This is a genomic window from Arenibaculum sp., from assembly GCF_035998295.1.
Classification (GTDB): Bacteria; Pseudomonadota; Alphaproteobacteria; order Azospirillales; family Azospirillaceae; genus DASYHS01.
Map to the genome: position 1 here is coordinate 1 of NZ_DASYHS010000050.1, position 25,497 is coordinate 25,497.

The window sequence follows — 25,497 nt, forward strand, 5'->3', positions numbered from 1 at the left end:
GGATCTCCTCGAATTTCATCTCCTGTAGTCCCTGCAGCACCTCCGTCCGCCTCATCTCCGCCCCCATAACCAAGCTGGAGCGATTCTAAGATCGGACAGATCACTTGCTACATACCCCGGACACATGACGTGTTACCGACAGGCGACTGCCCGACGATAGCGGACGTCGCGCTCTACAGCTACACTGCGAGGGCTCCGGAGGGCGACGTGTCCCTGGAGCCTTACGAGAACATCCGCTTCTGGCTTGGACGCCTCGAAGCGCTGCCGGGATTCGTGCCGATGACATCCACCGCAGCCGGTCCGGCGGCTTGAGCCCGGGCGCCGCATCGGGCGGGGGGCCCGGCATGACCGATGCGTCGTCGGAGACTCCGGCCGCGCAGAGTACCCAGCCTCTTCGGGGGTGGGACGGGGACGGATCTCCCTTCCATGAGGGAGAGCAGGCGGCGCAACGCCGGGCCGGGGTCCGTGACCGCATTGAGGCGGTCGGCCGCCGCGTCATCCGCGGCATCATGCCGGACCAGCATCGGACGTTCTTCGAACAGCTTCCCTTCGTGCTCGTCGGCAGCGTCGACGATGCCGGGCGTCCCTGGGCGTCGATCCTCGTGGGGGAGCCGGGTTTCATCAGGTCGCCGGACCCGGGTGCGCTCGAGATCACCGCATCGCCCCTGGCCGGGGATCCGCTCGGCCGGAACCTTCGCCAAGGGGTGTCGCTCGCCCTCCTCGGTATCGAGCCGACGACCCGCAGACGCAACCGGATGAACGCCACGGTCGCCGCGATGGGCCGCGACGGCTTTACCCTGCGGGCCGACCAGAGCTTCGGCAACTGCCCGAAATACATCCAGGCGCGCGCCCACCGGTTCGTGCGTCCGCCGAACGAGAAGGCGGATGGCGCAGAGATGGTGCGAGAGGGGCATCTGCTGTCGGACCGGGCACGCAGGCTGATCCGGCAGGCCGACACCTTCTTCATCGCCACCGCCGCACCCGGAGCGAACACGGGCGACCGCGTACGCGGCGCGGACGTGTCCCATCGCGGCGGAAGCCCGGGATTCGTGGACGTGGTCGAGCGGAACGGCGCAACGGTCCTGCGGTCGCCGGACTTCATCGGCAACTCCCATTTCAACACGTTCGGCAACATCGAACTCGATCCACGCGCGGGTCAGCTCTTCGTGGACTTCGAGACCGGCGACCTCCTGCTCCTGACGGGCGAAGCCCGCGTCCTCTGGGACGGGCCGGAGGTCGATGCCGTCGCCGGGGCCGAGCGCATCCTGGAATTCCGCGTCTCGGAGGGGGTCTTCCTGTCCGACGCACTGCCGATGAGGTTCGGTGAGGCGACGCCGGCAAGGGAGCTGTCGGCCAGAGACGGGTCGTGAGGCCTCTACTGGAACCGGCCCGGCATGTCCTTGATGAAGCCGCAAGGATCGTGATCATGGGCCCGCACATCCGCATCTGGGGATAGTCATGGATCGGCTGCACGCGATGGAGGTCTTCGTGGCGGTCGCCGAGGCCGGTCGCTTCTCGCGGGCGGCGCAGCGGCTGAGGCTGTCGCCGGCGGCGGTCACTCGGACGGTCACGGCCCTGGAGGACAGGCTCGGCGCACGGCTGATGACGCGCACGACGCGAAGCCTGACGCTGACCGAAAGCGGCCTGCGCTTCCTCGAAAGCGCCAAGCGGCTGCTCCAGGAATTCGACGAGGCGGAGAAGGTCGCGGCCGGGGAGACGGCCGTGCCCACCGGGCATCTCACGGTGACGGCGTCGGTCACGTTCGGCCGGTCGCACGTGGCGCCGGTGCTGTCGGGGTACCTGCGCGAACATCCACGGGTCTCCGCATCGCTCCTGCTGCTCGACCGGGTCGCGAACCTGGTCGAGGAGGGCATCGACGTCGCGATCCGCATCGGAGAGCTGCCCGATTCCAGCCTCGTCGCGCGACAGGTGGGCGCGGTGAGGCGGCTCCTGGTCGCCAGCCCCGATTACCTGGAGGCATGCGGCATGCCGAGGGATCCCGAGGACCTGAAGGCCCACAGCATCATCGCCTTCACGAGCCTGCTGCCGAACCGCGAATGGCGATTCGTGAGAGACGGAAGGTCCAGCGGCGTGACGCTGGCCCCCCGGCTGGAGCTGAACGACGCCGTGGCCGCGATCGCCGCGGCGGAGAGCGGCGACGGGATCACGGTCGCCCTGTCGTACATGGTCGCGGATGCGGTCCGGCAAGGCCGCCTCGTGCCCGTCCTGGACGGGCTGATGCCGGGACAGGTGCCGGTGCACCTCCTCTATCCGCATAGCCGCATCGTCGCCGCGAAGGTGCGGAGCTTCATCGACTTCACCGCCCCGCGGCTGCGCAGGACATTGAACGCCCTGGACCTGGCGCCTTCCGGGCTTCCGGCCGCCGCCGGTCCCGCCGGATGAGGCCGCGTCGCGGCAGCCGCGGCCGGGATCAGATGTCGTGTCTGCGGATGTTCGCCAGCACCTTGTGCAGCGTCTTGGCGAAGGCCTGGTACTCGTCGTCGTCGATGCCTTCGAACATCCGCACGAACATCTCGTAGACCATCGGCCAGACCCGGGCGAAGGCGCTGCGCCCCGCCTCGGTGATGTGAACCTCGCGCACGCGCATGTCGTCGGGGCGCGGCTGCCGGCGGATGAAGCCCTGCTCCTCCATGCCGTCGAGCGTCCGGCTCATGGTCGACTGCTCGGTCACGGCGAAGACGGACAGCTCGTTCACGGTCAGTCCCGAGCTGATCGACAGGACCGCGAGGATGCGCATCTTCGTGGTCGTCATGTCGTGCGCGCGCAGGGCTTCGGCCATGTTGGCGTTCCACCGGGCCGAGATGCGGTTCAGCAGATAGGGAGCGAACTGCTGGAGACCGATCTCGCCCATGCTCGGGATGGCGGCCTCGGCCTCGCCATCCGTGCGCACCAGGACGCCGCGCTGGAACCTGGCCCTCTCCGAGGTCACAAGGACAGTCCTCCGATGCTGCCGCCGCCGCAGACGAACAGGACCTGGCCGGTCACGAAGCCGGACTCCTCGGCCGCGAAAAATTCGACCGCGTGGGCGACGTCCGCGACCGTGCCCAGCCGGCGCACGGGAAGCTGCCCGGCGATCGCGGCTTCGCGCTCGGAACCCTTGGGCACGATGCCCCAGAAGTTGCCGGTCAGGATCGGTCCGGGGGCGACGACGTTGACCGTGATGCCCTCCGGCCCGAGTTCGAGCGCCCAGGTACGTGCCATGCCGTGCACGCCCGCCTTGGTCGCCGCGTAGGCGGTGCGGGTCGGCACGCCCATGGCGGCGCGCGAGGTGACGAAGACGATGCGGCCGAACCGGGCCTCGCGCATCTTCGGCAGGATCGCCTGGGTCAGCATGAGGGGGGCCGTAACGTGGAGCATGGTCAGGCCCGCGACCTCCTCCGGCTTCACGTCCCCGACGAGGTTCGGCCACACCAGGCCGGCATTGTGGACGGCATGGGTGAAGGCCGGGCGCGTCGCCAGCTCCGCCGCCGCGTCGCGCGTAGCACCCTCGTCGAGCAGGTCGACCTCGATCGCCTCGAACAGGTCGTGCGTCCAGGCCGGCTTCGACCGCGCGAGCCCGACGACGCGCCAGCCCTTCGCCAGCATGCGTTTCGCGACCTCCTCGCCGATTCCGGAACTGGTCCCGGTGACGAGGGCATGGAAGGCGGTGGCGGTCATGAAGGCACCTGCGGGGAGGCGGGGACCAGGGCCAGGACGCGCAACGGGCTGCCGGAGCCCTGCCGGATCTTCAGCGGCGCCGCGATCACGACGGCGCCCCTGGGCGGCAGCCGGTCCAGGTTGGCGAGGCATTGCAGCCCGTAGCGCCCGGCGCCGTGGAGGATGAAATGCGCGGGGTAGGGTGGCGAGAAATGGCCGCCCTGGCCGGCATCGGTGCCGACCGTCTCGGTGCCGAAGCCGATGATGCCGCGCTCGCGCACGAGGTACTCGATGGCGCCGGCATCGGGTCCCGGCGAATGCGCGCCGTCCTCCCGGAGGCCGACATAGTCGGGCGTGCCGACCTTCTTCGACCAGTCCGTACGGAACAGCACCCAGGCGCGCGGCGGGATCGGGCCGTGCGCCGCCTCCCATGCCTCGACATGGGCGCGCGTCAGCACGAAGTCGGGGTCGCCTGCGCACTCCGTGGAGAAGTCGAGCACGACCGCCGGCCCCACGACGTCACGCACCGGAAGCTGGTCGACGGTGTTCGCGGGGAGATGCCGGCCCGAGATCCAGTGCGCGGGCGCGTCGAAATGCGTTCCGGCATGCTCGCTCATGGAGATGTTGTTCCAGTACCATGCCGGGCCGCGATGGTCGTAGCGCGACACCTCCTCGATGCGGAAGGGCTGGCACTGGCCGAACTCCGGCGGCAGCACGATGACCGGGAAGTCCGGGCACAGCGTGTGGGTGAGATCGACGACCTCGACCTCGCCCGAGGCGAGGCCGGCGAGAAGCGCTTCGAGCGGGGCGGCGGTCACTGACCGAGCTCCCGCTCCAGGACCTTGGGGTCCTGGCGCCATTTCTGCGCGACGTCCCTGGCGACGTCGCCGACGAAGCTGTCCTCGATGCCCTCCTCGAGCGCCCTGACCACGGCGTCGGCGACCTGGCGCGGGGTCACCTTGGGCGGCGGGACGGTCTGGCGCCAGTCGTCGTCGAGCGGCCCGGTGAAGACGCTCATCACGCGAACGCCCCCGGGCCTCATCTCGGCGCGCAGGCATTGCAGCAGCGACAGCCGGGCGGCGCCGGCGGCCGAGAACGCGCCGAACTCCGGCCAGTTCGCCAGCGCATGGACCGGCAGGACGTCGACGAAGGCGGCGGCGTTGTTGGTCCCGTCCGCGCCGCGCGCGCGCATCGCGACGCCGAAGGCCTGGGCGAGGCGCGTCAGGCCGAACACGTTGGCCTCGAACTCGTCGCGCATCGTGGTGATGCCGTCGCGGGACAGGACGCCGCCCGGGCGCACGTGCTCGGCCGTGTTGACGAGGATGTCGACCTTGCCGCCGATCTCGCCCGCGAGCTCGCTCACCGAGGTCGTGTCGGTGACGTCCAGCGGCACGATCTCGATGTTCCCGATCGCGCGCAGCTCCGCCTCCTCGGGAAAGGGTTTCCAGAGCTGGGCCGCGCCGACGAAGACGATGGAGGCGCCGGCCCGGGCCAGCGCCGCCGCCAAGGCCCTGCCCACGGCCGAGCGGCCGTCGGTGACGAGGGCGCGCCGATGTTTCGGGCTCGCGGTGAGTTCCCGCAGCAGAGGGTCGTCTCGCATGTGAGGGGTCTCGCTTTCGGGCAGCGCGATCAGCACTGCGTTGCCGGCCTTGTCGAGCTTGGCCGCGACCCGCACCCGCCCCGGCACGACGACGTCCCCGTGCAGGAAGGCGACCACGGCGGGGCCGCAGTCCAGCGCCACGGTGCCGACGCGCCACGGCGTGCGCTCGCGGAAATACAGGTCGGTGGAGGTTCGGACGGTCGTGTGGGCGACGACCTCGCCGCCGTCGGGCACGTCGCGGAACGCTAGGTCGACCGACAGGCATTTCGGGCAGGCGTCGCGCGGGGGGTACGCGGCCGCCCCGCAGGCGGCGCAGACCTGGAGCCGGAAGGTGCCGAGCGCGGCCGCGGCGGTCATCCGGAGCGCGGCCCGGCTGCGGGCGCCCGGCGGCACCAGCGGCGCGCGCGTCCGCTTTTGGGGGTCCTTCTTCTTCGGCGGCGGCAGCGGCCGGGTCATGGGCCCGCCCCCTCGATGATCGCTGCGGCCGAGCACAGGCCGCGGTCGTAGTTGATCATGCCGAAGCCGGAGACGAGCGCGCGCCGCGCGCCGGGAACCTGCGCGCCGAGCGGCTGCCCGGTCACCTGCCGCATCGCCTCGACCAGGCCGAGATAGCCGCCCGCGGCACCTGCCTGGCCGACCGAGAGCTGCCCGCCGGAGCTGTTGTGCGGGAAACTGCCGTCGACTGTGAAGTCGTGGGCCCGCACGAAGTCCGGCCCCTCGCCCTTGGCGCAGAAGCCCAAATCCTCGAACTGCATCATCACGATCACGGGGTAATCGTCGTAGGTCTGGACGAGGTCGACGTCCTGCGGGCCGATGCCGGCGAGCGCGTAGAACTCGCCGACCTCCATGGCCCAGCCGCCGCGCATCTGGATCGGGTCGTCGGGAAAGGCGTTGTGCCGCTCCATCGTGGAGAGGATGCGCGCGCCTCGTAGGCCGAGCGACCGCGCGACGTCGGGCCGGGTGACGAGGAAGGCCTCGGCGCCGGCGCAGGGCATCACGCAGTCGAACAGCGCGATCGGGTCGGCGATCGGGCGCGCGCCCAGATAGTCGTCCAACGTCAGCTCCTTCTTCATCAGCGCGTGCGGGAAGCGCAGCGCGTTGTCGCGCTGGGCGACGCACAGCTTGCCGAAATCCTCCCGGGTGGCGCCGAAGCGGCGCATGTAGTGGTCGGTCAGCAGCGCGAAGGACGCGTTCGGGCCGCCCGAGCCGTAGGGATACGCCGCATCCTGGGCGAAGCGGGAGAAGCTCGACACGAGCTTGCGGAAGCTGTCGACGTGGTTGGTGTCGCCGGCGACGCAGGCGACGATCTCGGCGTCGCCGGCCTGGACCGCCCGCGCGGCGCGGCGTAGGGCCGCGACGCCGCTCGCGCCTCCCATTGGGATGTGGTCCAGCCAGCGCGGCGTCAGGCCGAGATGCTGCGTCAGCCCCACCGCCGTGTCGGGGACGAGCGTGAAGCTCGACACGCAGAGCCCGTCGAGGTCGGCCGGCCGCAGGCCCGCCGCGCGCGTCAGCTCCCCCAGCGCCCGCGCGATCCACCAATGGGCGCCTTCGATGGAATAGCGCATATAGGGGATCGTGACCGGCACCGCCGCCACGACGCCGTCGTAGTCCCGCCTGCGATGCCCTCCCGCGATCGCCATCACGCCGCCCGGCGCTTCTTCAGCGCCCTGGTATCGACCGAGGCCGGCGTCCCGACCACCGCGGCGACCAGTTCCCTCAGCGCGCCGCGCTGGATCTTCTCGGTCGAGGTCAGCGGCAGCGCATCGACGAAGGCGACGTGGCCCGGGGCCTTGTAGTAGGCGAGGCGGCTCAGGCACCAGGCGACGACGTCGCGGGCCAGCGCCTCGCGCGCGGATGCGTCGGCCGGCGCGTCGCGTGCGACGATGCAGGCCATCACCTCTTCGCCGCGCACGGGGTCGGCGGTCGGCGCGACCGCGACCTGCCGGACGCCGGGGTGCTGGAGGAGCACGCTCTCCACCTCGACCGCCGAGATGTTCTCGCCGGAGCGGCGGATCACGTTCTTCTTCCTGTCGACGAAATGGAGGTCGCCGTCCCCGTCGGCGAGGACGACGTCGCCGGTGCGGAACCAGCCGCCGGCCCAGGCCGCCGCCGTCGCCTCCGGGTCCTTCAGGTAGGCACGGAAGAAGCCGAAGCGCGGATCGTCCCCCGCGCGGCGGACCAGCAGCTCGCCCGGCTCTCCGGCGGCGGCCGGGGTGCCGTCCTCGCGCATGATCCTGACCTCGACCTCGGGCACGGGGCGGCCGAAGCAGCTCGTGCCGACCTTGCGCGGCTCGTGGCTGGCGATGACGGCGGCGGCCACTCCCGTTTCCGTCATCGCCCAGGCTTCGATCAGGGGAAAGCCGAAGCGCTCCTCGAAGGGGGCGTGCAGGCGCTTGTCGACGCCGGCCCCGAAGCCGAACCGGACGCGGTGGTCGCGGTCGGCGGCGCCGGGCTCCATGCCCATCAGCATCGCGGGCATCACGCCGAGATAGTGCACGACGCTCGCCCGCGACGCGCGCACGCTGTCCCACCAGGTCCTGGGATGGAAGCGGTCGAGCACGGTCAGGCATCCGCCGACGGTGACCATCGCCATCACCGAACAGGCCATGGCGTTCATGTGGAACAGGGGCAGCGGCGTCAGCATGCGCTCGCTTCCCTCCTCCAGCCGGCACAGCCCGCCGATCCCCGCGTACCAGTCGCCGCAATGCAGGAAATACTCGTTGGCGAGCAGGCAGCCCTTGGGACGGCCGGTGGTGCCGGACGTGTAGAGCACGGCGCATTCGGTGTCGGCGTCGAGCACGGCGTCCGCCGCAGCGCTCACCGGAGCCGGCGGCGGCTCGCCGTCCGGGCCGGCCACCGCCATGGGGCTGCCGACCGCGCGGGCGGCCGTCTCCAGCTCGGCGGCGCGCTCGGGAGTGGCGACAGCCAGGACCATCTCCGAGTGGCCGATCATGTATTCCTGCTCGGCCGACCTGAGGTCGGGGTTGATCGGCACGACCGAGACGCCCGCGGCGTTCAGCGCCAGCCAGTGGAGGATGAAGTCCGGCCGGTTGGCCAGCAGCAGGCCGACGCGGTGGCCCCGGCCGTAGCCGGCGCGCCGGTAGGCCGCGGCCAGGGCCTGCACGCGCCCGAGGGCGTCCCCATAGGCGATCTCGCCGGCCCCGATGCCGTAGGCCTCCGCCGTCTCGTCGAGCACGGCGAGGAAAGGACGGTCGGCGAAGCGCCTGGCCGTGGCCTCGAAGCGGGAATACACCGTCTGCGAGCGGTCGAACGCCATCGCGGCCTCACATGAAGAGCTGGATGCTGCCGAAGGGCGCATCGAAATTGACGAGGTCGACCCGCTTCAGCCTGATCTTCAGGGCGCCGTCGACGACGCTCAGCTCGTGGCGCGCCCAGCCGGCGTAGAGTTCCTTCGTGTCGCCGCGCGTCTCAACGTAGTGGAAGGGCGTGTAGGTGCGGTACAGGTTCCGTGCGGGGTCGATCTCGTCGACCTCGGGGGCCTGCAGCAGGTGGTGCGATCGGCTCCGCGGCTTCTGGCTGAAGGTGCGCGCGCCGGCCAGCCGCTCGACCCGCACGCGCAGGAGCAGCAGGTCCTCGTACATCAGGGACGCCTGCAGGCGCGGGTCGGTCTGCCGCCATTGCGCGGGCATCCAGTAGTGCCCGTCCTCGGCGAACAGGTCGAGCCACTCCTCGTAGCGCATCTCGTCGAGGAGGCGCGCTTCCCGGTAGACGAAGCGGACGAGGTCGTCCTCGGTGATCGCGCTCATGCCGCGGCCCCGTCCCGGGCCGGGCCCTTATCCATGGTCATGGTCATGGTCATGTACTTGACCCAGGCGTGGAACTGGTTGCGCATCTGGCGCTCGCTGGTGCCGTTGACGACGGCCGTCCCGTCGGGCGTCTCGTCCGGCTCGCGCAGGCGCTCCACGTTGACCCATTCGTGGCCGTCGGCCTGCAGGCCGAGCTGCGCCCGCTCGTACACCTCCAGGTCGTCGTGACCGACGATCGAGGTGGGGGCGTTGATCAGGCGGTTGTACATCAGCGTCCGCTCGAAGAGCTGGTCCGGGGCTCCGACGAGGCGGAAGGTCCAGGACTCGACGAGTGTCCGGTCGGCGGCGAGCGGCTTGAAGACGCGCAGGGTCTGGATCGGCCCCTTCACCATGATGTTGGGGAAGTAGACGGTGTTGTGCCTGTTCTCGTCCAGGATCGCCTTGGCCCGCTCTTCGCCGTAGGCCTCCACCATCTGCTCGAAATAGCCGGGGATGGCCGAATAGTCGGCATGGATCGAGGTGCTGACGCCGGTATGCCCATGGCCGTTCGGCCAGACGCGGATGCCCATCTTCTCGAAGAACTCGTACGGGCTCATGAAAGGCGCGTAGAGTTCGACCGCCATGGGCTTCCTGCCACCCTTGGCCGCCTCGCGCTCCCATACCGACACCGCCGTCCCGGCCGAGGACTCGTGGGCGACCATCGGATGGCATGTGTCGGTCTGGTTCTCGGCCAGCATCTTCCAGTTGCAGGTGTGCATGTAGCGCAGGGGCGCGCCCTCGACGACGAGGCGCCCTTGCGGCGAGCGGTCGATCATGTTGTCGATCGAGGACAGGGACGGGCCGAAGAACTCCTCGAAGCTTTGGCCGCCCCGGTTCAGCTTGGCGAAGACGAACTCGCGGTGGATATGGACCTGGGCGACGGGGGCCAGGCCCTGGACCGCGTCCTTCCGGTCGAGTTCCGTGCCCTCGTAGCCCTTCTTGAGGGGGATCGCGAGCAGCCTGCCGTCCGTCTTGAACGACCAGGCGTGGTACGGGCAGCGGAAGAACCTGCCGGTGTTGCCGCAGGCTTCGGCCGCGATCTTTACCCCCTTGTGGGGACAGCGGTTGTAGAGGACGTGGATCGAGCCGTCGGTGTGGCGGGACATCAGCACCGGCTGGCGGCCGATCTCCGTCGTGAGGTAGTCGCCGGGATTCGGGATTTGGCTGGCATGCCCGACATAGACCCAGGTATTGGCGAAGAGATGCTCCATCTCCAGCGCGAAGACTTCGGGGTCGACGTAGACGTCGCGGTGGACCTCGGTCGGGCGCACCAGGGCCCGGACCGCTTCGGGATCGTTTCGGTATCTAGCCATTCGTCCTCCCTTCGTCCGGCCCGCGGTCACAGATCGAGCACGAGGCGCGGCGACCTGGCACGCGACACGCAGATCTGCATGACGCGGTTCGACGCCCTCTCGGCATCCGAGAGGACGACGTCCCTGTGGTCGGGAATGCCCTCCAGGACGCCGCACTGGCAGATGCCGCAATCGCCGCGCCGGCAGTCGTATACGACCTCCACGCCGGCCGTCTCGAGCGCATCGATGATCGACTGCCCGGGCGCCACCGCGACCACAAGCCCGCTCGACCTCACCTCGACCTCGAAGGCCGTGTCGGCGCCGGTCGGCGCAGGCGTGAACAACTCGAAGCGCACGCGCTCCGGGGCGAAGCCTTTCGCTGCGGCAGCGGCCTTGACCGCGTCGATCATGCCCGCCGGACCGCAGACGTAGATCTCGGCATCGGCGGGCGCATGCGACAGGGCGGCCCCGATGTCGAGCCTCGTGGCGGGCTCGTCGTCGTAATGGATGCTGAGCGCCTCGCCGCAGATCTCCGACAGCGGGCCGGTGAACGCGAGATGCCCCCTGCCGCGGCCGGCATAGTGCAGGCGGAAGGGCCGGGACGCCGCCGCGAGGGCGCTCGCCATCGACAGGATCGGCGTGATGCCTATGCCGCCGGCGAAGAGGAGGGCGGGACGGGCGCCCTCGTGCAGGGGGAAATTGTCGATCGGCCGCGAGGTCGCGACGCGGTCCCCGGCTTTGAGGGAGTGCATGTAACGCGACCCGCCGGAGCCATCCGGCTCGAGGCGCGCGCCCAGGACGTAGGTGGCCGGCGCCCGATAGGCCGGCAGGTCCACGAGCGAGTAGGGCCGGTCGCCGCCTTGTGGCAGAGTTACCCGTACATGCGATCCCGGCGCGAACGCCGGCAGCGGCGCGCCATCCGCGCTGTCCAGCACGATCGCCTTCACGAACGGGGCCTCGTCGATCGTCTCGCGCACTACGAACTGAAGCTCGGACACCGCCTCGTCCCTTCCATCCGCACGCCGTCGCGTGCCGGAAAAGCATGTTATTTCATATATTAATTCGGGTCCATCCGGTGCTGTCAACCGCGACCTTTGGCGGGAACCTCAGGGATAGGCATCGCGCCGCGCCCCTCACTCTTCATGCCTAAAATAATGCCTATTCATGTAAATACGGTATGCTACAGTTGCGTTCTGGAGCAGAGCCGGCGCAAGAGCGGCGAGTTGCCAGGCGTCGGACAGATGGGAGTGTGGGCCATGGTTACGGAAACCGGAAAGAACTGCCTCGCCGGCATCAGGGACTGTGCACTGGGGGCCGTCGCGCTCCTCGGACTGTCTCTTGCCGCATCACCCGCGACCGCGCAGACGCAGCTTCGGATGGCCAACTGGCTGCCGCCGACCCATCCGCTGGTGCAGGACGTGATGCTTCCCTATGCCGAGAAGGTCCGCGAAGCGACCGACGGCCGGGTCACGATCCAGCTCGTCGGGGCGCCGCTGGGGCCGCCGCCGGCCCACTACGACTTCGCCGTCAACGGTGTCGCGGACATCACCTACGGCGTGCACGGCTATACGCCCGGGCGCTTCAAGACGACCGTCCTGGCCGAGGTGCCGTTCCTGGGCGACAGCGCGGAGGCCATCTCCGTCGGCTATTGGCGAACCTACGAGAAGATGCTGGCCCAGGCCGGCGAGCACGACGACGTGAAGGTCCTCGCCGTCTTCACGCATGGTCCGGGTCACGTCTTCACCAAGGGGCGCGACCTGTCGAGCATGGAGGGAGTGCAGGGCGCGAAGCTGCGCGTCGGCGGCGGCATCGCGGGCGACGTGGCCAGCGCGCTCGGCGCCGTCCCGGTCCTGGCGCCATCCTCGCAGTCCTATGAGATGCTTGCGGGCGGCGTTGCCGACGGGATCCTCTTCCCGTACGAATCGGTGACCTTCTTCAAGCTCGACGGTATCCTCGATACCGGGCTCGTCGTTCCGGGCGGCCTCTACAACACGTCCTTCTTCGTGGTCATGAACAAGGCGCGATGGGACGCACTGTCGGACGAGGACAAGAAGGCGATCGACGGCGTTTCGGGCGAGGCGCTGGCCCGCCTCGCCGGACAGGCCTGGGATGCGGCCGACGCCCAGGGCCGCGCGGCCATGGAAGGCAAGGTCGAGTTTCTGGACGCCTCGCAGGAACAGATCGACACCATCAGCACCGCCCTGGAGCCGGTCGTCGCCGCCAAGTTGCAGGAAGCCGCGGCCGCCGGCATCGACGCGCAGGCGGCCCTGGACATGCTCAAGGCCGAGACCGCAGCCGCATCGAAATGAGCGGCGGGCCATCTGCCGCGCCGGACGCAACGCCGACCGAGGCGTTGCGTCCCGTGCGCCTCCTCCTCGCGGCCGTCAGCGCCACCCTTCTGTTCGCGATGATGGGAACGACGGTGGTCGACGTCGTGGGCCGCTATTTCCTGAGCCAGCCGTTGCCCGGCGCGACCGAAGTCACGGAACTGCTTCTGGCCGGCGTCATCTTCACGGGGCTGCCGGCGGTGTGCCTCGACGACGGGCACGTGACGGTCGACCTGATCACCGAACGACTGCCCGAATGGACGCGCAAGATCCGCCTGACGGTCGTTCGCCTCGTGGCTGCCGGTGCGCTCGCGGTCATCGGCTGGCGTCTCTTCGTGCAGGGTCGGCGCTTGGCCGGCTTCGGCGACGTCAGCGTCTATCTGCACCTGCCGGTCGCCCCGGTGGCCTACGCCGCCGCCGGCCTCTGCATCTTCTCCGCCCTCCTGCTCGTCGTCCTCGTCGCCGTCGGGGCCGAGGAAGGGGGAAGGCTCCGGCGTCCGCCTTCGCCGCGCTGACGCTTCCACGCCCATTTTCCGGACACGGACGGACGTACATGGACTGGCCCATCGGAATGCTCGTTCTGGTCGCCCTGATGATGACCGGGGTCCCGATAGCCTTCGCCATGATGATCGTGGGCGTGGCCGGCGTCGCCAGCATCATCGGGATCGAGCCGTCGCTCTCGCTCCTGGGGCAGACCTATTTCGACAACGCTCGCAGCTACTCGCTTTCCGTGCTGCCGCTGTTCCTGATGATGGGCAACTTCGTCGTCCAGTCCGGCGTGGCCGAGGACCTCTACGGAGCGGCGAACGCCTGGTTGCGCCACCGCCGCGGCGGCCTGGCGATGGCGACGATCGTCGCGTGCGGAGGATTCTCCTCCGTTTGCGGTTCGTCGCTGGCGACGGCGGCGACCATGACCAAGATCGCGCTGCCGTCGATGCGCCGTTATGGCTATCCGGACGGCCTCGCGACCGCCTCCATCGCCGCGGGCGGCACGCTCGGGATCTTGATTCCACCGTCGGTGATCCTGGTCTTCTACGGGATCATGACCCAGCAGGACATCGGGCAGCTCTTCCTCGCCGGCGTGATACCGGGCATCCTGGGCGTGCTTGGGTACATGGCGGCCGTGCGCCTGTCGCTCGCGCTCAACGGCACGGCGGTACCCGCGGAATCCAAGCTGCCGCTGCGCGAGCGCCTCGGCGCGCTGAAGGGGGTGCTCGGCGCGCTGCTGCTCTTCGTCTTCGTGATGGGAGGCATCTATCTCGGCGTGTTCACGGTGACGGAGGCCGCGGGGACGGGGGCGGCGGGCGCCTTCCTTCTCACGCTCCTGCGCGGGCGCCTCACCTTCGAAGAGACGTTCCACACGCTGTTCGAGACCGCGAAGATGACGGCGACGATGTTCTTCATCCTCTTCGGGGCGCTGGTCTTCTCCAACTATGTCAATCTCTCGGGCATGACTACGGACCTGCAGGGCTGGCTTGGGCTTCTCGGCGCCAACCCGCTCGCGGTGATCGCCGCGATCTTTCTGATCTACGTGGTGCTCGGCTGCGTGCTGGAGAGCCTGTCGATGATCGTGCTGACCGTGCCGATCTTCTATCCGGTCGCGGCCGCGGCCGGCTTCGACCTGATCTGGTTCGGCATCTTCGTAGTCGTCGTGACGGAGATCAGCTACATCACGCCGCCCGTCGGCATGAACGCCTTCGTCCTGAGATCGGTGGCGAAGACGGTCGACCTGGCGACCATCTTCCGCGGTCTGGTGCCTTTCGTGGCGATGGACCTCGTGCGGGTGGCGCTTCTGGTGGCCTTTCCGATCCTGGCCCTGCTGCTTCCGGCGACGATGGGGCGCTGATCTTGGCTCTCCCGTCCGCGCAGGATCCCAGCCGCCGGGAAATGGAGGAGGCGACGCCGCCGGCGCCCGGCTTCGTCTTCGATTACCTGGCCTACCTGCTGGCCGCCGCCAGCCATGGCATGAGCGCCGAGTTCCATGCCGTCATCCGCGCCCAGGGGCTGCGCGTGCCGGAGTGGCGCGTGCTCGCCTGCCTCGCGTCGCGCGACGGCCTCATGGTGTCGGAACTGGCCCGGATCACCCTCTACGACCAGCCGCGCCTGACCAAGACCCTGAACCACATGGAAGGGGCGGGCCTTGTCGTGCGCCGCGACGACGAGGAGGACCGGCGCCGCGTCATGATCCATCTGACGGAGGAGGGCCGTACGCGGATCGCACCCCTCCTCGCGGCGGCGCGCGAGCACGAGGAGCGCTTCACCCGCAAGCTGAGCCCGCGCGAGCGCGCCTCGCTGAAGTTCCTTCTGAAGCTCCTGGTGGAGCGGTAGCGCGGGATGCACCGGCCGGCGCATACTTGCCGCCCCGAGCCTCGGAACGTCCTCGAATGATCCGTCGTCCCTTCCCCGGCCTCTCGACCCTTTCGGCCTTCGCCGGCCGCGTGAAGAACCCCTACTACCGAGGCCCGGCGACGGACCATTTCGACGGAGTCCGCTTCTTCTCACCGGAGCAGCCGCAGGACAAGGGGCTGGCGGAGTTCCTGCGCTGGCAGTTCGGCGGCGGCCGGAAGCCTTGGCCCAAGAGCTATCCCAGCCCTTTCCGAGACAAGCCGCCGGCGCAGGTGCCGGGTCTGCGGGTGGTGCTGATCGGCCATGCCTCCTTCCTGATCCAGGTGGCGGAACTCAACATCCTGATCGATCCGGTGTTCGCGCAACGGGCGAGCCCGGTGCCCTTCGCCGGCCCGAAGCGGGTCAATCCGCCCGGCGTCGCCTTCGAGGATCTGCCGCCGATCCATGCGGTGCTGATCACGCACAACCACTACGACCATCTCGACCTCGACGCCGTGGAACGGTTATGGCAGCGCTACCGCCCCCGCATAGTCGCGCCGCTGGGCAACGACGCGGTCATAAGGGCCGGCCATCCGGAGATCGTGGTGGAGGTGCGGGACTGGGGCGGCGCCTGCGCTCTCGGCAACGGCGTCACGGCTCACGTCGAGCCGGCCCATCACTGGTCGGCGCGTGGCCTCGCCGATCGGCGCATGGCGCTCTGGTGCGCCTACGTGCTCACCACGCCCGCAGGCGTGATCTACCACATCGGCGACACGGGTTTCGGCAGCGGCGGGATCTTCCGGGCCGTGTGCGAGCGCTTCGGGCGCCCGCGCCTCGCCCATCTGCCGATCGGAGCCTACGAGCCGCGCTGGTTCATGCGACCGCAGCACATGAACCCCGAGGACGCCGTGCGGTCGTTCGGGCTCGTGGAGGCCGAACAGGCGCTCGGCCACCACTGGGGTACTTTCAGGCTCACCAACGAAGGCATCGAAGAGCCGCTGTCGGACCTGGACGCGGCGCTTCGGGCCGCCGACGTCCCGGGCGACCGGTTCAGGCCGTTGCGGCCCGGAGAGATCTGGCGGCCTGATGCCGCGTGACGCAGGCTGGCGTCACGCCACCTTCTTGCGGCCACGCTTCGCAGGGGCCGGCGGGGGCTCCGGGGCCTTGCGGCTGCGGCCGAGCCCGATCGACTTGGCGAACTCGGAGCGGCGCTGCGCGTAATTGGGTGCGACCATGGGATAGTCCCGCGGCAGCCCCCATTTGGCCCTGTATTCGTCCGGCGTCATGCCGTAGGTGGTCCGCAGATGCCGCTTGAGCATCTTCAGTTTCTTGCCGTCTTCCAAGCACACGATGTAGTCCGGCGTGACCGACTTTTTTATGGACACCGCGGGCGGCTTCTGCTCGGCAACGGGCTCTTCCGGCTGGCCGAGCTTCGCCAGCGAAGAGTACACCGTGCTGATGATACCGGGAAGATCCTGCGCCGGGCAAGAGTGCTGCCCGGCATAGGCGGCAACGATCTGGGTCGTGAGCTCCACCAGGGACTTCGGTTTATGCTCCTGCATCGCTTTTCTGCCTTCCAACCATAGGGCGATATTACTCGGTATGAACTTTCTGCTCGTCATAAAGGCAGTAGACCGAAGCAGGGGAAAATGCAAGAACTTAGTGGCGCTCGGGTGAATTCAAGTCAATGGAACCGGCAATCGGACAAGATTTCAAAATTCCTGTGACCGTAGCGCTCCGTTGTCGGTGCCATTCTCGAATTGATCGGATATGACACGTGCGAACTGGAATTCGAAGATGGCGACACTGCCGGACATGACGGCAAGGCCCGCCTGAACGGCGGCGCAGGAAGGGCCGGGCGTGGCGAACCATGTGCGGCGGCACGACGGTGGTGTAACGTGGCGGGACAACGGTCCCGGACAAGATAGAGATCGCATGAAGGTCAAGCTGGTCGCCCCCGCGCGCTGGGTGGAGCGGGAACTGGTCGCACGGTTCGCTGCATTCGCGGCTACTTACGGGATCGAGGTCGAGGCGTCGCCGCAATGCTTCGAGCGGTGCGGCCAACTCGCCGGCACCGACGAGACGCGCGCCGCGGCACTCGTGGAGGCGCTGTCGCAACCCGGCATAGACGCCGTATGGTGCGTGCGCGGCGGCTATGGCGCGGGACGTTTGCTGGAGCGGGTGGGCAGCGTGCCGACGGCCGCGGCCGGACGTATCCTGATCGGCTACAGCGACATCACGACCCTTCTGCTCGGGATCCGAAATCCTGGGCTGCGCATGGTCCACGGGCCGATGCCGATCGACCTGTCGACCGGCGGCCGCGAGGCCAACTTCCCGCCGCTGTTCGAAGCCTTGCGGCTTGGCGGCCTGCCCGGCGCGCCCGAGCCATCCGCCGGGACGGTGCGAACCATCGTGACCGGGCGGGCCCGGGGGCCGGTGTTCGCCGCCAATCTATCGCTGCTGACGCGGCTGATCGGCACTCCCTATTGCCCCGACCTCAGAGGCGCGATCCTGGTCCTGGAAGACGTGGACGAGAAGCTCTACGCCGTCGACCGCATGCTCGTCCATCTGCGCCATGCGGGCGTGCTTCGCGGTCTGGCCGGGCTGGTGATGGGCGGCTTCACCGATATGTCCGATGACGCGACACCCTTCGGCGAGGACGTCACCGCCATGACCTTGCGGCTCGCCGGCGATCTCGGCATCCCGGTGGTCGAGGGCTATCCCGTCGGTCACGGCCCGGAGAACGCGGCCGTGCCCCAGGGAGTGCCGGCCGAATTGGCCGCAACCCGGGACGGCGCGCGGCTGGACTGGAGCCCTCGATCAGCGGCATCCGATTAGCGGCATCGATTAGCGGCATCGATTAGCGGACGTCCGGCTGCCTCCACCGCAGCAGTGCCCAGCCGCCAGCCGCCCCCGCGAGCGCTCCCGACGCGTTCGCGGCCATGTCGGCGAAGCTGGCCACCCTGCCCGGGGAGAAGTTCTGGAGCAGCTCGAGCGCGCCTCCCAGCGCCATGCACGCTGCGACCAGCGGCCAGATCCCGGAGCGCGCGCCCCAGCCCAGGGTAGCCAGCGCCCCCAGGGCGGCATAGGCGGCAAAATGATCGAGCTTGTCGCTGTAGCCGGAACCCATGGCGCGGTCGATCGGCAGCAGCGACAGCACCACGACGATCCCGGCCACGACGACGGCGCCCAATCTCGCGAAGGGTACCAGCAGCGTCATCGGCGGGCCTTTCGCCAGCCGGCCGCCGTCGCTTCCGCCTCGCTGCAGAACCAGCGCTCTCCCTTGTGCTCGTCGATCACCGTGGCCTCGTAGAACTGATTGCCGGGTACGTGATAGATCCGGGCTCCGCGCGAACCGACATTGCCCTTGATCGGGCATTCGTCCGTCGCCGGGCCGGTGGTGGTTCCGGCGGCGACGGTGGCTTGCCCGCCGGAACGTCGCTCGCGCCGCCAGTCCCATGGCGCATCGAAGGTGCCCGCCCAGATACCGGCCCGCGCGCTCCGGGCCGCCGCTTCGGCATCGGCATAGTCCCTGCTGTAGGCGCGATAGGCCAGCGCCCAGCCGCTCTCGGTCATCCATGCGTTCAGGTCCCGGTTCCCGGTCGAGCACACGGCGACGATCCTTCCGTAACGGTCCCGATCCTTCTGCTCGCAGGTCACCGTCGCACGTCCGATCCGCTCGGCCAACTCCAGCGCCGCCCGCTGGCCGCAACGCCAGGCCTTGCCGGCCGCATCGGTACAAGTCTGCGCCGCCTCGGGAGCGTCGATGCCGTGGAGCCGTATGCGCTGGCCGCGGATCTCGAGGGTATCGCCGTCGATGACCGTCGCGGCACCCACCAGCGCCTCGGTGGTCCCCGTCGCCGAGACGGGCGTCGCGAACAGCGACAGGGCGAGCAGCGCTGACATAATGGGATATTTCATAGCCCGTTATGTAGCACGGACAGCGGCTCGTGCGAGAGCGCTGGTCCTGCGCCTGTTCAAACAATTTTCCTATATACAGAATATAATCCCAGTTTCCGGTTGACATGATCTGAGGCGTATAGGATGATCATCTCATCAACGCCACAGTCACGCCTTCGACGACCCGCCCGGCCTGCGCCGCGGCGGGTCGTTCCGTTTCGGCGCGGCTCCAGCCTGGGAAAGGAACACCCGCAAGATGACCGAGGACGCCTTCTCGACGGCCGTCCGCGAGCTGCTGCGCCACGAGGGGGGGCTCGTCGACCATCCCGCCGATCCCGGCGGCATCACCCGCTGGGGCATCTCCCTGCGCTTCGCGATGGGGGCCGGGGACCTCAGCGGCGACGGGCGGCCGGACCTGGACGTGGACGGCGACGGCGAGGTGACGCGCGAGGACATCATGGCGCTGCCGCTCGACCGGGCGATTTCCGTCTATGAGCGGGTCTTCTGGCACGGCTGCCGGTGCCCGGAGATGCCCGCGGCCGTCGCGGTCCTGGTGTTCGATGCCGCCGTCAACCAGGGCAGGGGGCCGGCGATAACCCTGCTCCAGCGCTCGCTGCGGGTCGGCGACGACGGCAGGATCGGCCCGGTGACGCTCGACGCGCTGCGCCGGGCGGCGCCGGGGCCCCTGCTCGCCGACTACGCCGCCCGGCGCGCCCAGCGCTATGCCGCGACGCGCGGCTTCGACGTCTTCGGCCTCGGCTGGATGCGCCGGCTCGCGGCCATGCACCAGTTCGCCGCCCTGACCTTCCTCTAGGAGCCACATCCATGTTGCCAGTCCTGCTCGCCCAGGTCGGCCTCCCGCTGCTCGTCAAGGCCGTCGGGGCCGGCTTGTCCAAGATCGACCATCCCGCCGCCAAGGGTGCCGCCGAGGCGCTGGAGGCGGTCGATGCCGCCGTCGGCCGGTCGGAGATCGCGCCGGAGCAGTTGGTTGAGGCCAACCGCCACGCGGAAGCCCTCGCCCGGATCGAGAGCGACGACTACCGGACGGCGGTCGCCGAGGTGAACACGAGCCTGCGCGCGGAGGTCGCGAGCGACGATCCCTACGTGCGCCGCATGCGCCCCACCTTCGGCTACATCATGGCCGCGACCTGGCTGGCTCAGATGCTGGCCGTGGCCTGGGTCATCGTCGTCGACCCGGTCCAGGCCGGCGCGGTGATCGCAGCGCTCGCCTCGCTGGGAACCATCTGGTCCGTCGGTCTCGCCGTCCTGGGCATATACGTCTACAAGCGCTCCGAGGAGAAGAGGGCGGCCGTGGGCGAGACGTCGGCGACGCTGCTGGCCGGCGTCGCGCGCCGGTTCTCCGGACGGTGAGGTGCGCCTTGGACCCCCAGGCCTCCGTCACCCTCGCCGCCGCCCTGTTCGGTGTCGCCGGCGCGCTCGTCGGCATCGGCTGGCGCGTCGCCGCCCTCGTCCGGCAGGTCGAGGACCGTATTCGCGAACGCTACGGCGTCCCGGTATTCGCCCGGCTCGACGAGCTGGGCGAACGTCTGGCGCGGGTCGAGCATCAGGTCTCCAACGATATCACCGGCCGCAGGGGGGTACACGACCTGCGCGACAGGGTCATCCGTCTGGAGAGCGCGCTCGACGCCTCGCGCGCCCTGCGCATGCCCTGCGACCCCGCGGAATGACCGATGCAGACCCGTACCGAAATCCGGACCGCGACGGCGGGCCTGCTGGCCGGCGCGACGGACGCGGGTTCGCGCGTCTTCCGCCGGCGCATGGCCCCGATCCCCGCCCCGGAACCCCCCTTCCTGCTCGTTTACGCCGCCGGCGAGGCGGCGTCCGGGGATGAGGGAATGTCGGCGCCCCACTTCCAGCACGATCTCACGCTGACGATCGAAGCAACGGTGAACGGGACCGACGAGGCCGCCGAGGATGCCCTGGACGCGCTTTGCGGCCAGGTGCTCGACCGTCTCCTGACGGACCCGTCCTGGGTCCGGTCGTGGAGCCGCATCGTCGCCGTCAACACCAGTTCCGTCCCCGCCGCCGACGACGACCGTCTCGTGGCGAAAGTCGACATCGTCGGGCGCTTCCACACGGTCTGGGAACCGGTGCTTGGCGACGAGCTCGCGAGCGTCGGGCTGAAGGTGGACGCGATCGACCCCGCCGACCCGAACGCCGCCCCCGAGGGCGGTCCGGACGGCCGCATCGAGATCGGCGGCGGGGTGGTCCTGCCGCCGTTTGGCTGAGGAGAAGAAAGCGTGATCGTGAGACCTGCTCCTGGGCGCCTCGTGCGCGACCCGGGCACCGGCGCCCCCTTGCCTGCCGAAGGCAGGGAGGTGCCGTCCAACCAGTTCTGGCACCGCCGACTCGCCGCAGGCGACGTGCTGCCCGTCCGCGATGCGGGCGACACCTTGACGGAGGAATGACATGGCCGTCGGCTTCAACGCGATCCCGTCCGACCTGCGCGTCCCGCTGTTCTATGCGGAGGTCGACAACTCCCAGGCCTCGTACTTCACCCAGCAGCAGCGTGCGCTGCTGGTCGGCCAGGTGCTGGCCGGCTCGTCGGCCGGCGCCGCGCCGCTCCTGGTGACGTCCGCCGACCAGGCGCGCAGCCTGTTCGGCCTCGGCTCCATGCTCGCCCGCATGGTCGAGCTGTATCGCCGCAACGACGCGATGGGCGAACTGTGGTGCCTGCCGCTCGCCGATCCCGCCGCCGGTACCGCGGCGGCGGGGGCGATCACGCTCACCGGCGCCGCGACGGCCTCCGGCCAGATCTCCCTCTACGTCGCCGGCCGGCGCGTCCAGGTCGCCGTCGCGGCCGGCGAGACGGCACCGACGATCGCAGCCGCGCTGGCCTCGGCCATCAACGGGGCCGCGTTGGCGGTCACGGCGGCGGTCAATGGCACCGACCCGGCGACCGTCGACCTTACGGCCCGTCACAAGGGCGAGACCGGCAACGACGTCGCGCTCAACGTCAACTTCCGCGGCGTGGCGGGCGGCGAGACGTTGCCGGCCGGACTGTCCGTCGGCATCGACGCGATGGCCGGCGGGACAGGGGCGCCCGACTTGGCCGCGGCTTTCGCCATGCTGGGCGACACCGAGTACGACTTCGTCGCGATGCCCTACACGGATACCGGATCCCTCGACACGGTGAAGGAGGAGTGGGGCGAGGTCACCGGCCGCTGGTCGTGGTCGCGCCAGGTCTATGGGCACGTCTTCGCCGCGCGTCGGGGGACGGTCGGGCAGCTCTCCGCCTTCGGGGCTGCGAGGAACGACCCGCACGTATCGGTCATGGGCTACGACGCCGCGGTCTCGCCCACCCCGTCCTGGGAATGGGCCGCGGCCACCGCTGCCGCTGCTGCCCGCAGCCTGCGGGCGGACCCCGCGCGGCCGCTGCAGACCCTGCCGCTGGTCGGCGTGTCGACCGCCAGCCAGTCCTTCACCCGCCAGGAACGCCAAGTCCTGCTGTTCGACGGCGTCGCCACCCACATGGCGGCCCCCGACGGCACGGTGATGGTCGAGCGCCTCGCGACCACCTACCAGGTCAACTCCTGGGGCCAGCCGGACCCGAGCTTCCTCGACGTTGAGACGCTGGCGACGCTGCAATACGTGATCCGGCGCCTGCGCCAGGCGATCACGCAGAAGTTCGGCCGGCACAAGCTCGCGTCCGACGGGACCCGCTTCGGCGAGGGGCAGGCGGTCGTCACGCCGAAGGTGATCCGCGCCGAGCTGGTGGCGACCTATGCCGCGATGGAGGAGCTGGGGCTGGTCGAGAACCGCGAGGCGTTCGCGGCGACGCTCGTCGTCGAGCGCGACGCGACCGATCCCAACCGCATCAACGTCCTCTACCCGCCGGACCTGATCAACCAGCTCCGCGTCTTCGCGGTGCTGGCGCAGTTCCGCCTGCAGTACCCGGCCCAGTAAGGAGAGCATCCCATGACAGTGAAGAAGGTGGCCGGCGTCTGCTACCTCAAGGTGGACGGCCGGCAATACGAGCTGAGGGGCAACCTCAAGGTCTCGCCCAGCGACATCGAGCGCGAAGGCGTGGCCGGCATGGACGGCGTCCACGGCTACATCGAGCGTCCCCGCGTTCCCTTCGTGGAGGGTGACATCACGGACGGCGGCGGGCTTTCGGTGCTCGGACTCGAGCGCCTGTCCGGGGTCACGGTGACGGTCGAACTCGCCAACGGCAAGACCTACGTGCTGCGCGACGCCTGGACCTCGGGTGCCCGCGAGATCGATGCGGCGCAGGGCCAGATGACCGTGCGCTTCGAAGGCAAGAGCTGCGAGGAGCTGACGGCATGAACGGGCCCGTCACGATCACGCTGCGCGAGCCGGTCCAGGCGCATGGCCAGGACCTGGGCGCGATCGCGCTGCGCCCGCCGAAGGGGGCGGACATCGCCGCCTGCGGCTACCCGCTCCTCCTGCTCGGCGACGGCTCGGGAGTGGACGCCCAGGCCCAGCCCGACGCGAGGGCGGTCACCAAGTACATCGCCCGCCTGGGCGACGTGCCGCCCTCGACCGTCGGCCAGCTCTCCGCCTCCGATTGGCAGGCCTGCATGCTGGCGATCGTGGGTTTTTTCGGGGCCTAGGGCGAGCTGAGGACGTCCTCGACCGCTGCTTCGACCTCGCCTGGGTCTGGAAGCGGTCGCCTGGGGAGCTGCTCGAGCTGGAACTCGAGCAGCTTTCTCTTTGGGAGGCCCAAACCCGCCGCATTCTCGAGGATATGAAGGATGGCTAAAGCGTCGACCTTGGGGGACGTCGCGGCGGTGGTGACCCGTCTCGCCGCGGCGATGAAAGGCGCGCGCGGCGAGATCGGGGCCGTCGCCTCCGACCTGGCGACGGCGGGTGCCGCTGCCGGGTCGCGCGCGGCTGCAGGTTTCGGCACGCTATCGACGGTGGTCGGTGCCGGCGCGCGCCGCATGGCCGCGTTCGGACAGCAGGCCGGCAACAAGATGGCCGAGGTCCGCCAGTCGGTTTCCGACACGGCCGGGGCGGCCAACCGGTTCGCCGAGATGGCGGGCAAGCTCTTCCCGCCGCTCGCCGGCCTCAAGTTCAATCCTGGCTCGGCCGAGCTCGGGAAGTTCGTGCAGGGCTTCGCGAGCCGGGGCGCCGGGATCGCGCGGACCGCGGCGGCTCTCGGTGTCGGTGCCGAGACGCTGCAGGAGCTGCGTTTCGCCGCCGAGCGGGCCGGCGTCCCGGCCGACCGGCTCGACGCGGCCCTTGGGGCACTGACGCCGCATCTGCGGGCCGCGGCCGAAAGCGGGTCCGGCGCCTTCGCCGACCTCGGCATCGATCTGCGCGACGCCGAGGGAGGCATGCGCCCGGTCGCGGAGCTGCTGCCGGAACTGGCCGACGCGCTCGCCGGCAGCGGCGATGCCGCATCGAGGGCGGAGCTTGCGGTCAAGCTGTTCGGCGACCAGGCCGCGGGCCCCCTGGCCAACGTGCTCGGCGGCGGCCGTGCCGGCCTCGAGGCCATGGCGGCGGAGGCGCGGAAGGTCGGCTTCGTGACCGAGGAGGGGGCGCGGAACGCGCTCGCCTTCACGCAGGCGCAGCAGCGGCTGAAGGGGGCGGTCGACGGCGTCTCGATGGCGGTCGGGGCGGGGCTGGCGCCCCTTCTGACCCCGGTCATGGCTGGGCTCGCCGACTGGATCTCGCAGAACCAAGAGCTCGTCGCCGGGCTGGCGACGGTGGCGACCGCCCTCGGCACCGCGAGCGAGGCGGTGCAGGCATTCTCGGCCCTGGGGCAACTGCTCAAGGCCAACCCGATGATCCTGGCCGTAACGGCGTTCGCCGCGGCCGCCTACCTGATCTACGAGAACTGGGATGGGATCGTGGCCTGGTTCTCGGAACTCGGGTCGGCCGTCGCCGCCGTGTTCGGCGGGCTGGCCGGTTTCATCGCGGGCGTCTTCACCGCAGAGATGGCGGCCGCGCTCGATGGGCTGAAACAGGCTTGGCAGGGTATCGGCAGCTATTTCGAAGCCTGGCTCAGTCCGGTGGTCGCCGTGTTCGACGCCGTCTGGACCGCGATCCAACCGGTCCTCGACGGTATCGCGGGAGGGCTTTCCTGGCTGGCGGATTCGGCGCTCGGCCGGGTATTCGGCTTCGCGGCCGAGACGCCGGCGGCCGTCGCCCGGCAGGTCGCCGCAGCCCGCGCGGTCGAACCGGACGCGCAGGAACGGGAAGCGGATGCCGCCCCGGTCCGCCCGCCCGCCGGGCGGCCCGGGGCGAGGGCGACCTCGCTGGTCGCCCAGGCGCATGCCGCCGCAGCACCCGGGAGTGCTGTCGGTCGGGCGGGCGTCGACGGGGCGATCACGGCCGTCGTCGAGTTCCGCAACACCCCTCCGGGCACCGTCGTGACGACCGGGGCCCGTGGGCCGATCGAAGCCCGGACCGTCGTGAACTACGGGCTGCGCAGCGCCGGCCGGTGACCGGCTTCTTCCCAGGAATTCCGCAGGAAGGTGAAGCATGTCCATGCGCGCAGCGTTGCGCCCCGCCAGCTTTCGCGGGCTGGCGTTCCATGTCGAGGCATCGACCGGCCGCGACGGCCGCCGCCTGGCGGTCCACGAGTATCCCGGCCGCGATCT

At 69.8% G+C, this 25,497-nt stretch carries 31 protein-coding genes; 19 read left to right on the forward strand and 12 right to left on the reverse strand.

Features of this window, described 5'->3' with window-relative positions:
• Nucleotides 1-129: 129 nt before the first annotated feature.
• The 3 genes from VGO20_RS05420 (at nt 130) to VGO20_RS05430 (ending at nt 2,403) form a co-directional block, all read left to right on the forward strand.
• A complete protein-coding gene (locus tag VGO20_RS05420) occupies nt 130-312 on the forward strand; it encodes a glutathione S-transferase family protein (protein ID WP_414639776.1) in 183 nt (60 codons plus the stop codon).
• Nucleotides 309-1,370 carry a pyridoxamine 5'-phosphate oxidase family protein gene (locus VGO20_RS05425; protein ID WP_327501281.1) on the forward strand — a complete coding sequence of 354 codons (1,062 nt, stop codon included), beginning with the start codon at nt 309-311 and terminating at the stop codon, nt 1,368-1,370. The genes VGO20_RS05420 and VGO20_RS05425 overlap by 4 nt, the downstream gene beginning before the upstream one ends.
• An 88-nt stretch (nt 1,371-1,458) precedes the next feature.
• Nucleotides 1,459-2,403, forward strand: a complete 945-nt coding sequence (locus tag VGO20_RS05430; RefSeq protein ID WP_327501282.1) for a LysR family transcriptional regulator — start codon at nt 1,459-1,461, stop codon at nt 2,401-2,403.
• 28 nt (nt 2,404-2,431) lie between these two features.
• Here the strand turns inward: VGO20_RS05430 and VGO20_RS05435 are convergent, their stop codons facing one another.
• The 9 genes from VGO20_RS05435 to VGO20_RS05475 are packed head-to-tail and all read right to left on the reverse strand — an operon-like array spanning nt 2,432 to nt 11,353.
• Nucleotides 2,432-2,950, reverse strand: a complete 519-nt coding sequence (locus VGO20_RS05435) for a MarR family winged helix-turn-helix transcriptional regulator (RefSeq protein WP_327501283.1) — start codon at nt 2,948-2,950, stop codon at nt 2,432-2,434.
• Entirely contained in the window at nt 2,947-3,678 is a 732-nt protein-coding gene (locus VGO20_RS05440; RefSeq protein WP_327501284.1) for an SDR family NAD(P)-dependent oxidoreductase, read from the reverse strand. The genes VGO20_RS05435 and VGO20_RS05440 overlap by 4 nt, the downstream gene beginning before the upstream one ends.
• Nucleotides 3,675-4,475 (reverse strand): cyclase family protein, encoded by an 801-nt coding sequence (locus VGO20_RS05445; RefSeq protein WP_327501285.1) that lies wholly within the window; start codon nt 4,473-4,475, stop codon nt 3,675-3,677. Before VGO20_RS05445 ends, VGO20_RS05440 begins: the two co-directional genes overlap by 4 nt.
• On the reverse strand, nt 4,472-5,713 hold the full coding sequence (locus VGO20_RS05450; RefSeq protein ID WP_327501286.1) for an SDR family NAD(P)-dependent oxidoreductase: 1,242 nt from the start codon (nt 5,711-5,713) through the stop codon (nt 4,472-4,474). Before VGO20_RS05450 ends, VGO20_RS05445 begins: the two co-directional genes overlap by 4 nt.
• Complete coding sequence (locus VGO20_RS05455; protein ID WP_327501287.1) at nt 5,710-6,897, reverse strand: thiolase family protein; 1,188 nt, start codon at nt 6,895-6,897, stop codon at nt 5,710-5,712. Before VGO20_RS05455 ends, VGO20_RS05450 begins: the two co-directional genes overlap by 4 nt.
• Nucleotides 6,897-8,534, reverse strand: coding sequence for an AMP-binding protein (locus VGO20_RS05460; RefSeq protein WP_327501288.1), 1,638 nt, complete (start codon nt 8,532-8,534; stop codon nt 6,897-6,899). Before VGO20_RS05460 ends, VGO20_RS05455 begins: the two co-directional genes overlap by 1 nt.
• Nucleotides 8,535-8,541: 7 nt before the next feature.
• Complete coding sequence (locus VGO20_RS05465; protein WP_327501289.1) at nt 8,542-9,024, reverse strand: aromatic-ring-hydroxylating dioxygenase subunit beta; 483 nt, start codon at nt 9,022-9,024, stop codon at nt 8,542-8,544.
• Entirely contained in the window at nt 9,021-10,376 is a 1,356-nt protein-coding gene (locus VGO20_RS05470) for an aromatic ring-hydroxylating dioxygenase subunit alpha (protein ID WP_327501290.1), read from the reverse strand. The genes VGO20_RS05465 and VGO20_RS05470 overlap by 4 nt, the downstream gene beginning before the upstream one ends.
• Nucleotides 10,377-10,402: 26 nt before the next feature.
• Complete coding sequence (locus tag VGO20_RS05475; RefSeq protein WP_327501291.1) at nt 10,403-11,353, reverse strand: PDR/VanB family oxidoreductase; 951 nt, start codon at nt 11,351-11,353, stop codon at nt 10,403-10,405.
• Between the two features lie 258 nt (nt 11,354-11,611).
• On the opposite strand from VGO20_RS05475, the gene VGO20_RS05480 reads away from it, so the two are divergent.
• The 5 genes from VGO20_RS05480 to VGO20_RS05500 are packed head-to-tail and all read left to right on the forward strand — an operon-like array spanning nt 11,612 to nt 16,104.
• Nucleotides 11,612-12,664 (forward strand): TRAP transporter substrate-binding protein, encoded by a 1,053-nt coding sequence (locus tag VGO20_RS05480; RefSeq protein WP_327501292.1) that lies wholly within the window; start codon nt 11,612-11,614, stop codon nt 12,662-12,664.
• Between the two features lie 53 nt (nt 12,665-12,717).
• Entirely contained in the window at nt 12,718-13,197 is a 480-nt protein-coding gene (locus VGO20_RS05485; protein WP_327501293.1) for a TRAP transporter small permease, read from the forward strand.
• A 38-nt stretch (nt 13,198-13,235) separates the two neighbouring features.
• Nucleotides 13,236-14,528 (forward strand): TRAP transporter large permease, encoded by a 1,293-nt coding sequence (locus VGO20_RS05490; protein WP_327501294.1) that lies wholly within the window; start codon nt 13,236-13,238, stop codon nt 14,526-14,528.
• A gap of 41 nt (nt 14,529-14,569) precedes the next feature.
• Entirely contained in the window at nt 14,570-15,010 is a 441-nt protein-coding gene (locus VGO20_RS05495) for a MarR family winged helix-turn-helix transcriptional regulator (protein WP_327501295.1), read from the forward strand.
• Between the two features lie 56 nt (nt 15,011-15,066).
• Nucleotides 15,067-16,104 (forward strand): MBL fold metallo-hydrolase, encoded by a 1,038-nt coding sequence (locus tag VGO20_RS05500; protein ID WP_327501296.1) that lies wholly within the window; start codon nt 15,067-15,069, stop codon nt 16,102-16,104.
• Between the two features lie 12 nt (nt 16,105-16,116).
• On the opposite strand, the gene VGO20_RS05505 is transcribed toward VGO20_RS05500, so the two are convergent.
• On the reverse strand, nt 16,117-16,569 hold the full coding sequence (locus tag VGO20_RS05505) for a Ros/MucR family transcriptional regulator (RefSeq protein WP_327501309.1): 453 nt from the start codon (nt 16,567-16,569) through the stop codon (nt 16,117-16,119).
• Nucleotides 16,570-16,942: 373 nt separating this feature from the next.
• Between VGO20_RS05505 and VGO20_RS05510 the strand changes: the two genes are divergently transcribed.
• The gene (locus VGO20_RS05510; protein WP_327501297.1) at nt 16,943-17,845 is read left to right on the forward strand and encodes a S66 peptidase family protein; all 903 of its coding nucleotides are present in this window, start codon (nt 16,943-16,945) and stop codon (nt 17,843-17,845) included.
• A 22-nt stretch (nt 17,846-17,867) separates the two neighbouring features.
• Here VGO20_RS05510 and VGO20_RS05515 read toward each other — a convergent pair whose 3' ends face one another.
• Nucleotides 17,868-18,227 (reverse strand): VanZ family protein, encoded by a 360-nt coding sequence (locus VGO20_RS05515; RefSeq protein WP_327501298.1) that lies wholly within the window; start codon nt 18,225-18,227, stop codon nt 17,868-17,870.
• Nucleotides 18,224-18,913 carry a thermonuclease family protein gene (locus tag VGO20_RS05520; protein WP_327501299.1) on the reverse strand — a complete coding sequence of 230 codons (690 nt, stop codon included), beginning with the start codon at nt 18,911-18,913 and terminating at the stop codon, nt 18,224-18,226. The genes VGO20_RS05515 and VGO20_RS05520 overlap by 4 nt, the downstream gene beginning before the upstream one ends.
• A gap of 250 nt (nt 18,914-19,163) precedes the next feature.
• Here VGO20_RS05520 and VGO20_RS05525 point away from each other — a divergent pair, with 250 nt between their 5' ends.
• From VGO20_RS05525 to VGO20_RS28610, 10 genes are all read left to right on the forward strand, one after another.
• Nucleotides 19,164-19,721 carry a glycoside hydrolase family 108 protein gene (locus tag VGO20_RS05525; RefSeq protein WP_327501300.1) on the forward strand — a complete coding sequence of 186 codons (558 nt, stop codon included), beginning with the start codon at nt 19,164-19,166 and terminating at the stop codon, nt 19,719-19,721.
• A gap of 11 nt (nt 19,722-19,732) precedes the next feature.
• On the forward strand, nt 19,733-20,278 hold the full coding sequence (locus VGO20_RS05530; protein WP_327501301.1) for a 3TM-type holin: 546 nt from the start codon (nt 19,733-19,735) through the stop codon (nt 20,276-20,278).
• Nucleotides 20,279-20,286: 8 nt separating this feature from the next.
• Nucleotides 20,287-20,595: a hypothetical protein gene (locus tag VGO20_RS05535; RefSeq protein ID WP_327501302.1), complete on the forward strand. Its 309-nt coding sequence runs from the start codon at nt 20,287-20,289 to the stop codon at nt 20,593-20,595.
• Between the two features lie 3 nt (nt 20,596-20,598).
• Nucleotides 20,599-21,156: a hypothetical protein gene (locus VGO20_RS05540; protein ID WP_327501303.1), complete on the forward strand. Its 558-nt coding sequence runs from the start codon at nt 20,599-20,601 to the stop codon at nt 21,154-21,156.
• Nucleotides 21,157-21,168: 12 nt separating this feature from the next.
• Nucleotides 21,169-21,336, forward strand: coding sequence for a DUF2635 domain-containing protein (locus tag VGO20_RS05545; protein WP_327501304.1), 168 nt, complete (start codon nt 21,169-21,171; stop codon nt 21,334-21,336).
• A 1-nt stretch (nt 21,337) separates the two neighbouring features.
• A complete protein-coding gene (locus VGO20_RS05550; RefSeq protein ID WP_327501305.1) occupies nt 21,338-22,834 on the forward strand; it encodes a phage tail sheath subtilisin-like domain-containing protein in 1,497 nt (498 codons plus the stop codon).
• Between the two features lie 12 nt (nt 22,835-22,846).
• Nucleotides 22,847-23,215, forward strand: coding sequence for a phage tail tube protein (locus VGO20_RS05555; RefSeq protein WP_327501306.1), 369 nt, complete (start codon nt 22,847-22,849; stop codon nt 23,213-23,215).
• Complete coding sequence (locus tag VGO20_RS05560; protein WP_327501307.1) at nt 23,212-23,502, forward strand: phage tail assembly protein; 291 nt, start codon at nt 23,212-23,214, stop codon at nt 23,500-23,502. Before VGO20_RS05555 ends, VGO20_RS05560 begins: the two co-directional genes overlap by 4 nt.
• 141 nt (nt 23,503-23,643) lie before the next feature.
• Nucleotides 23,644-25,341 carry a phage tail tape measure protein gene (locus VGO20_RS05565; protein ID WP_327501308.1) on the forward strand — a complete coding sequence of 566 codons (1,698 nt, stop codon included), beginning with the start codon at nt 23,644-23,646 and terminating at the stop codon, nt 25,339-25,341.
• A gap of 43 nt (nt 25,342-25,384) precedes the next feature.
• On the forward strand, nt 25,385-25,497 hold a 113-nt coding region (locus VGO20_RS28610), incomplete at its 3' end, for a DNA circularization N-terminal domain-containing protein (RefSeq protein WP_414639777.1).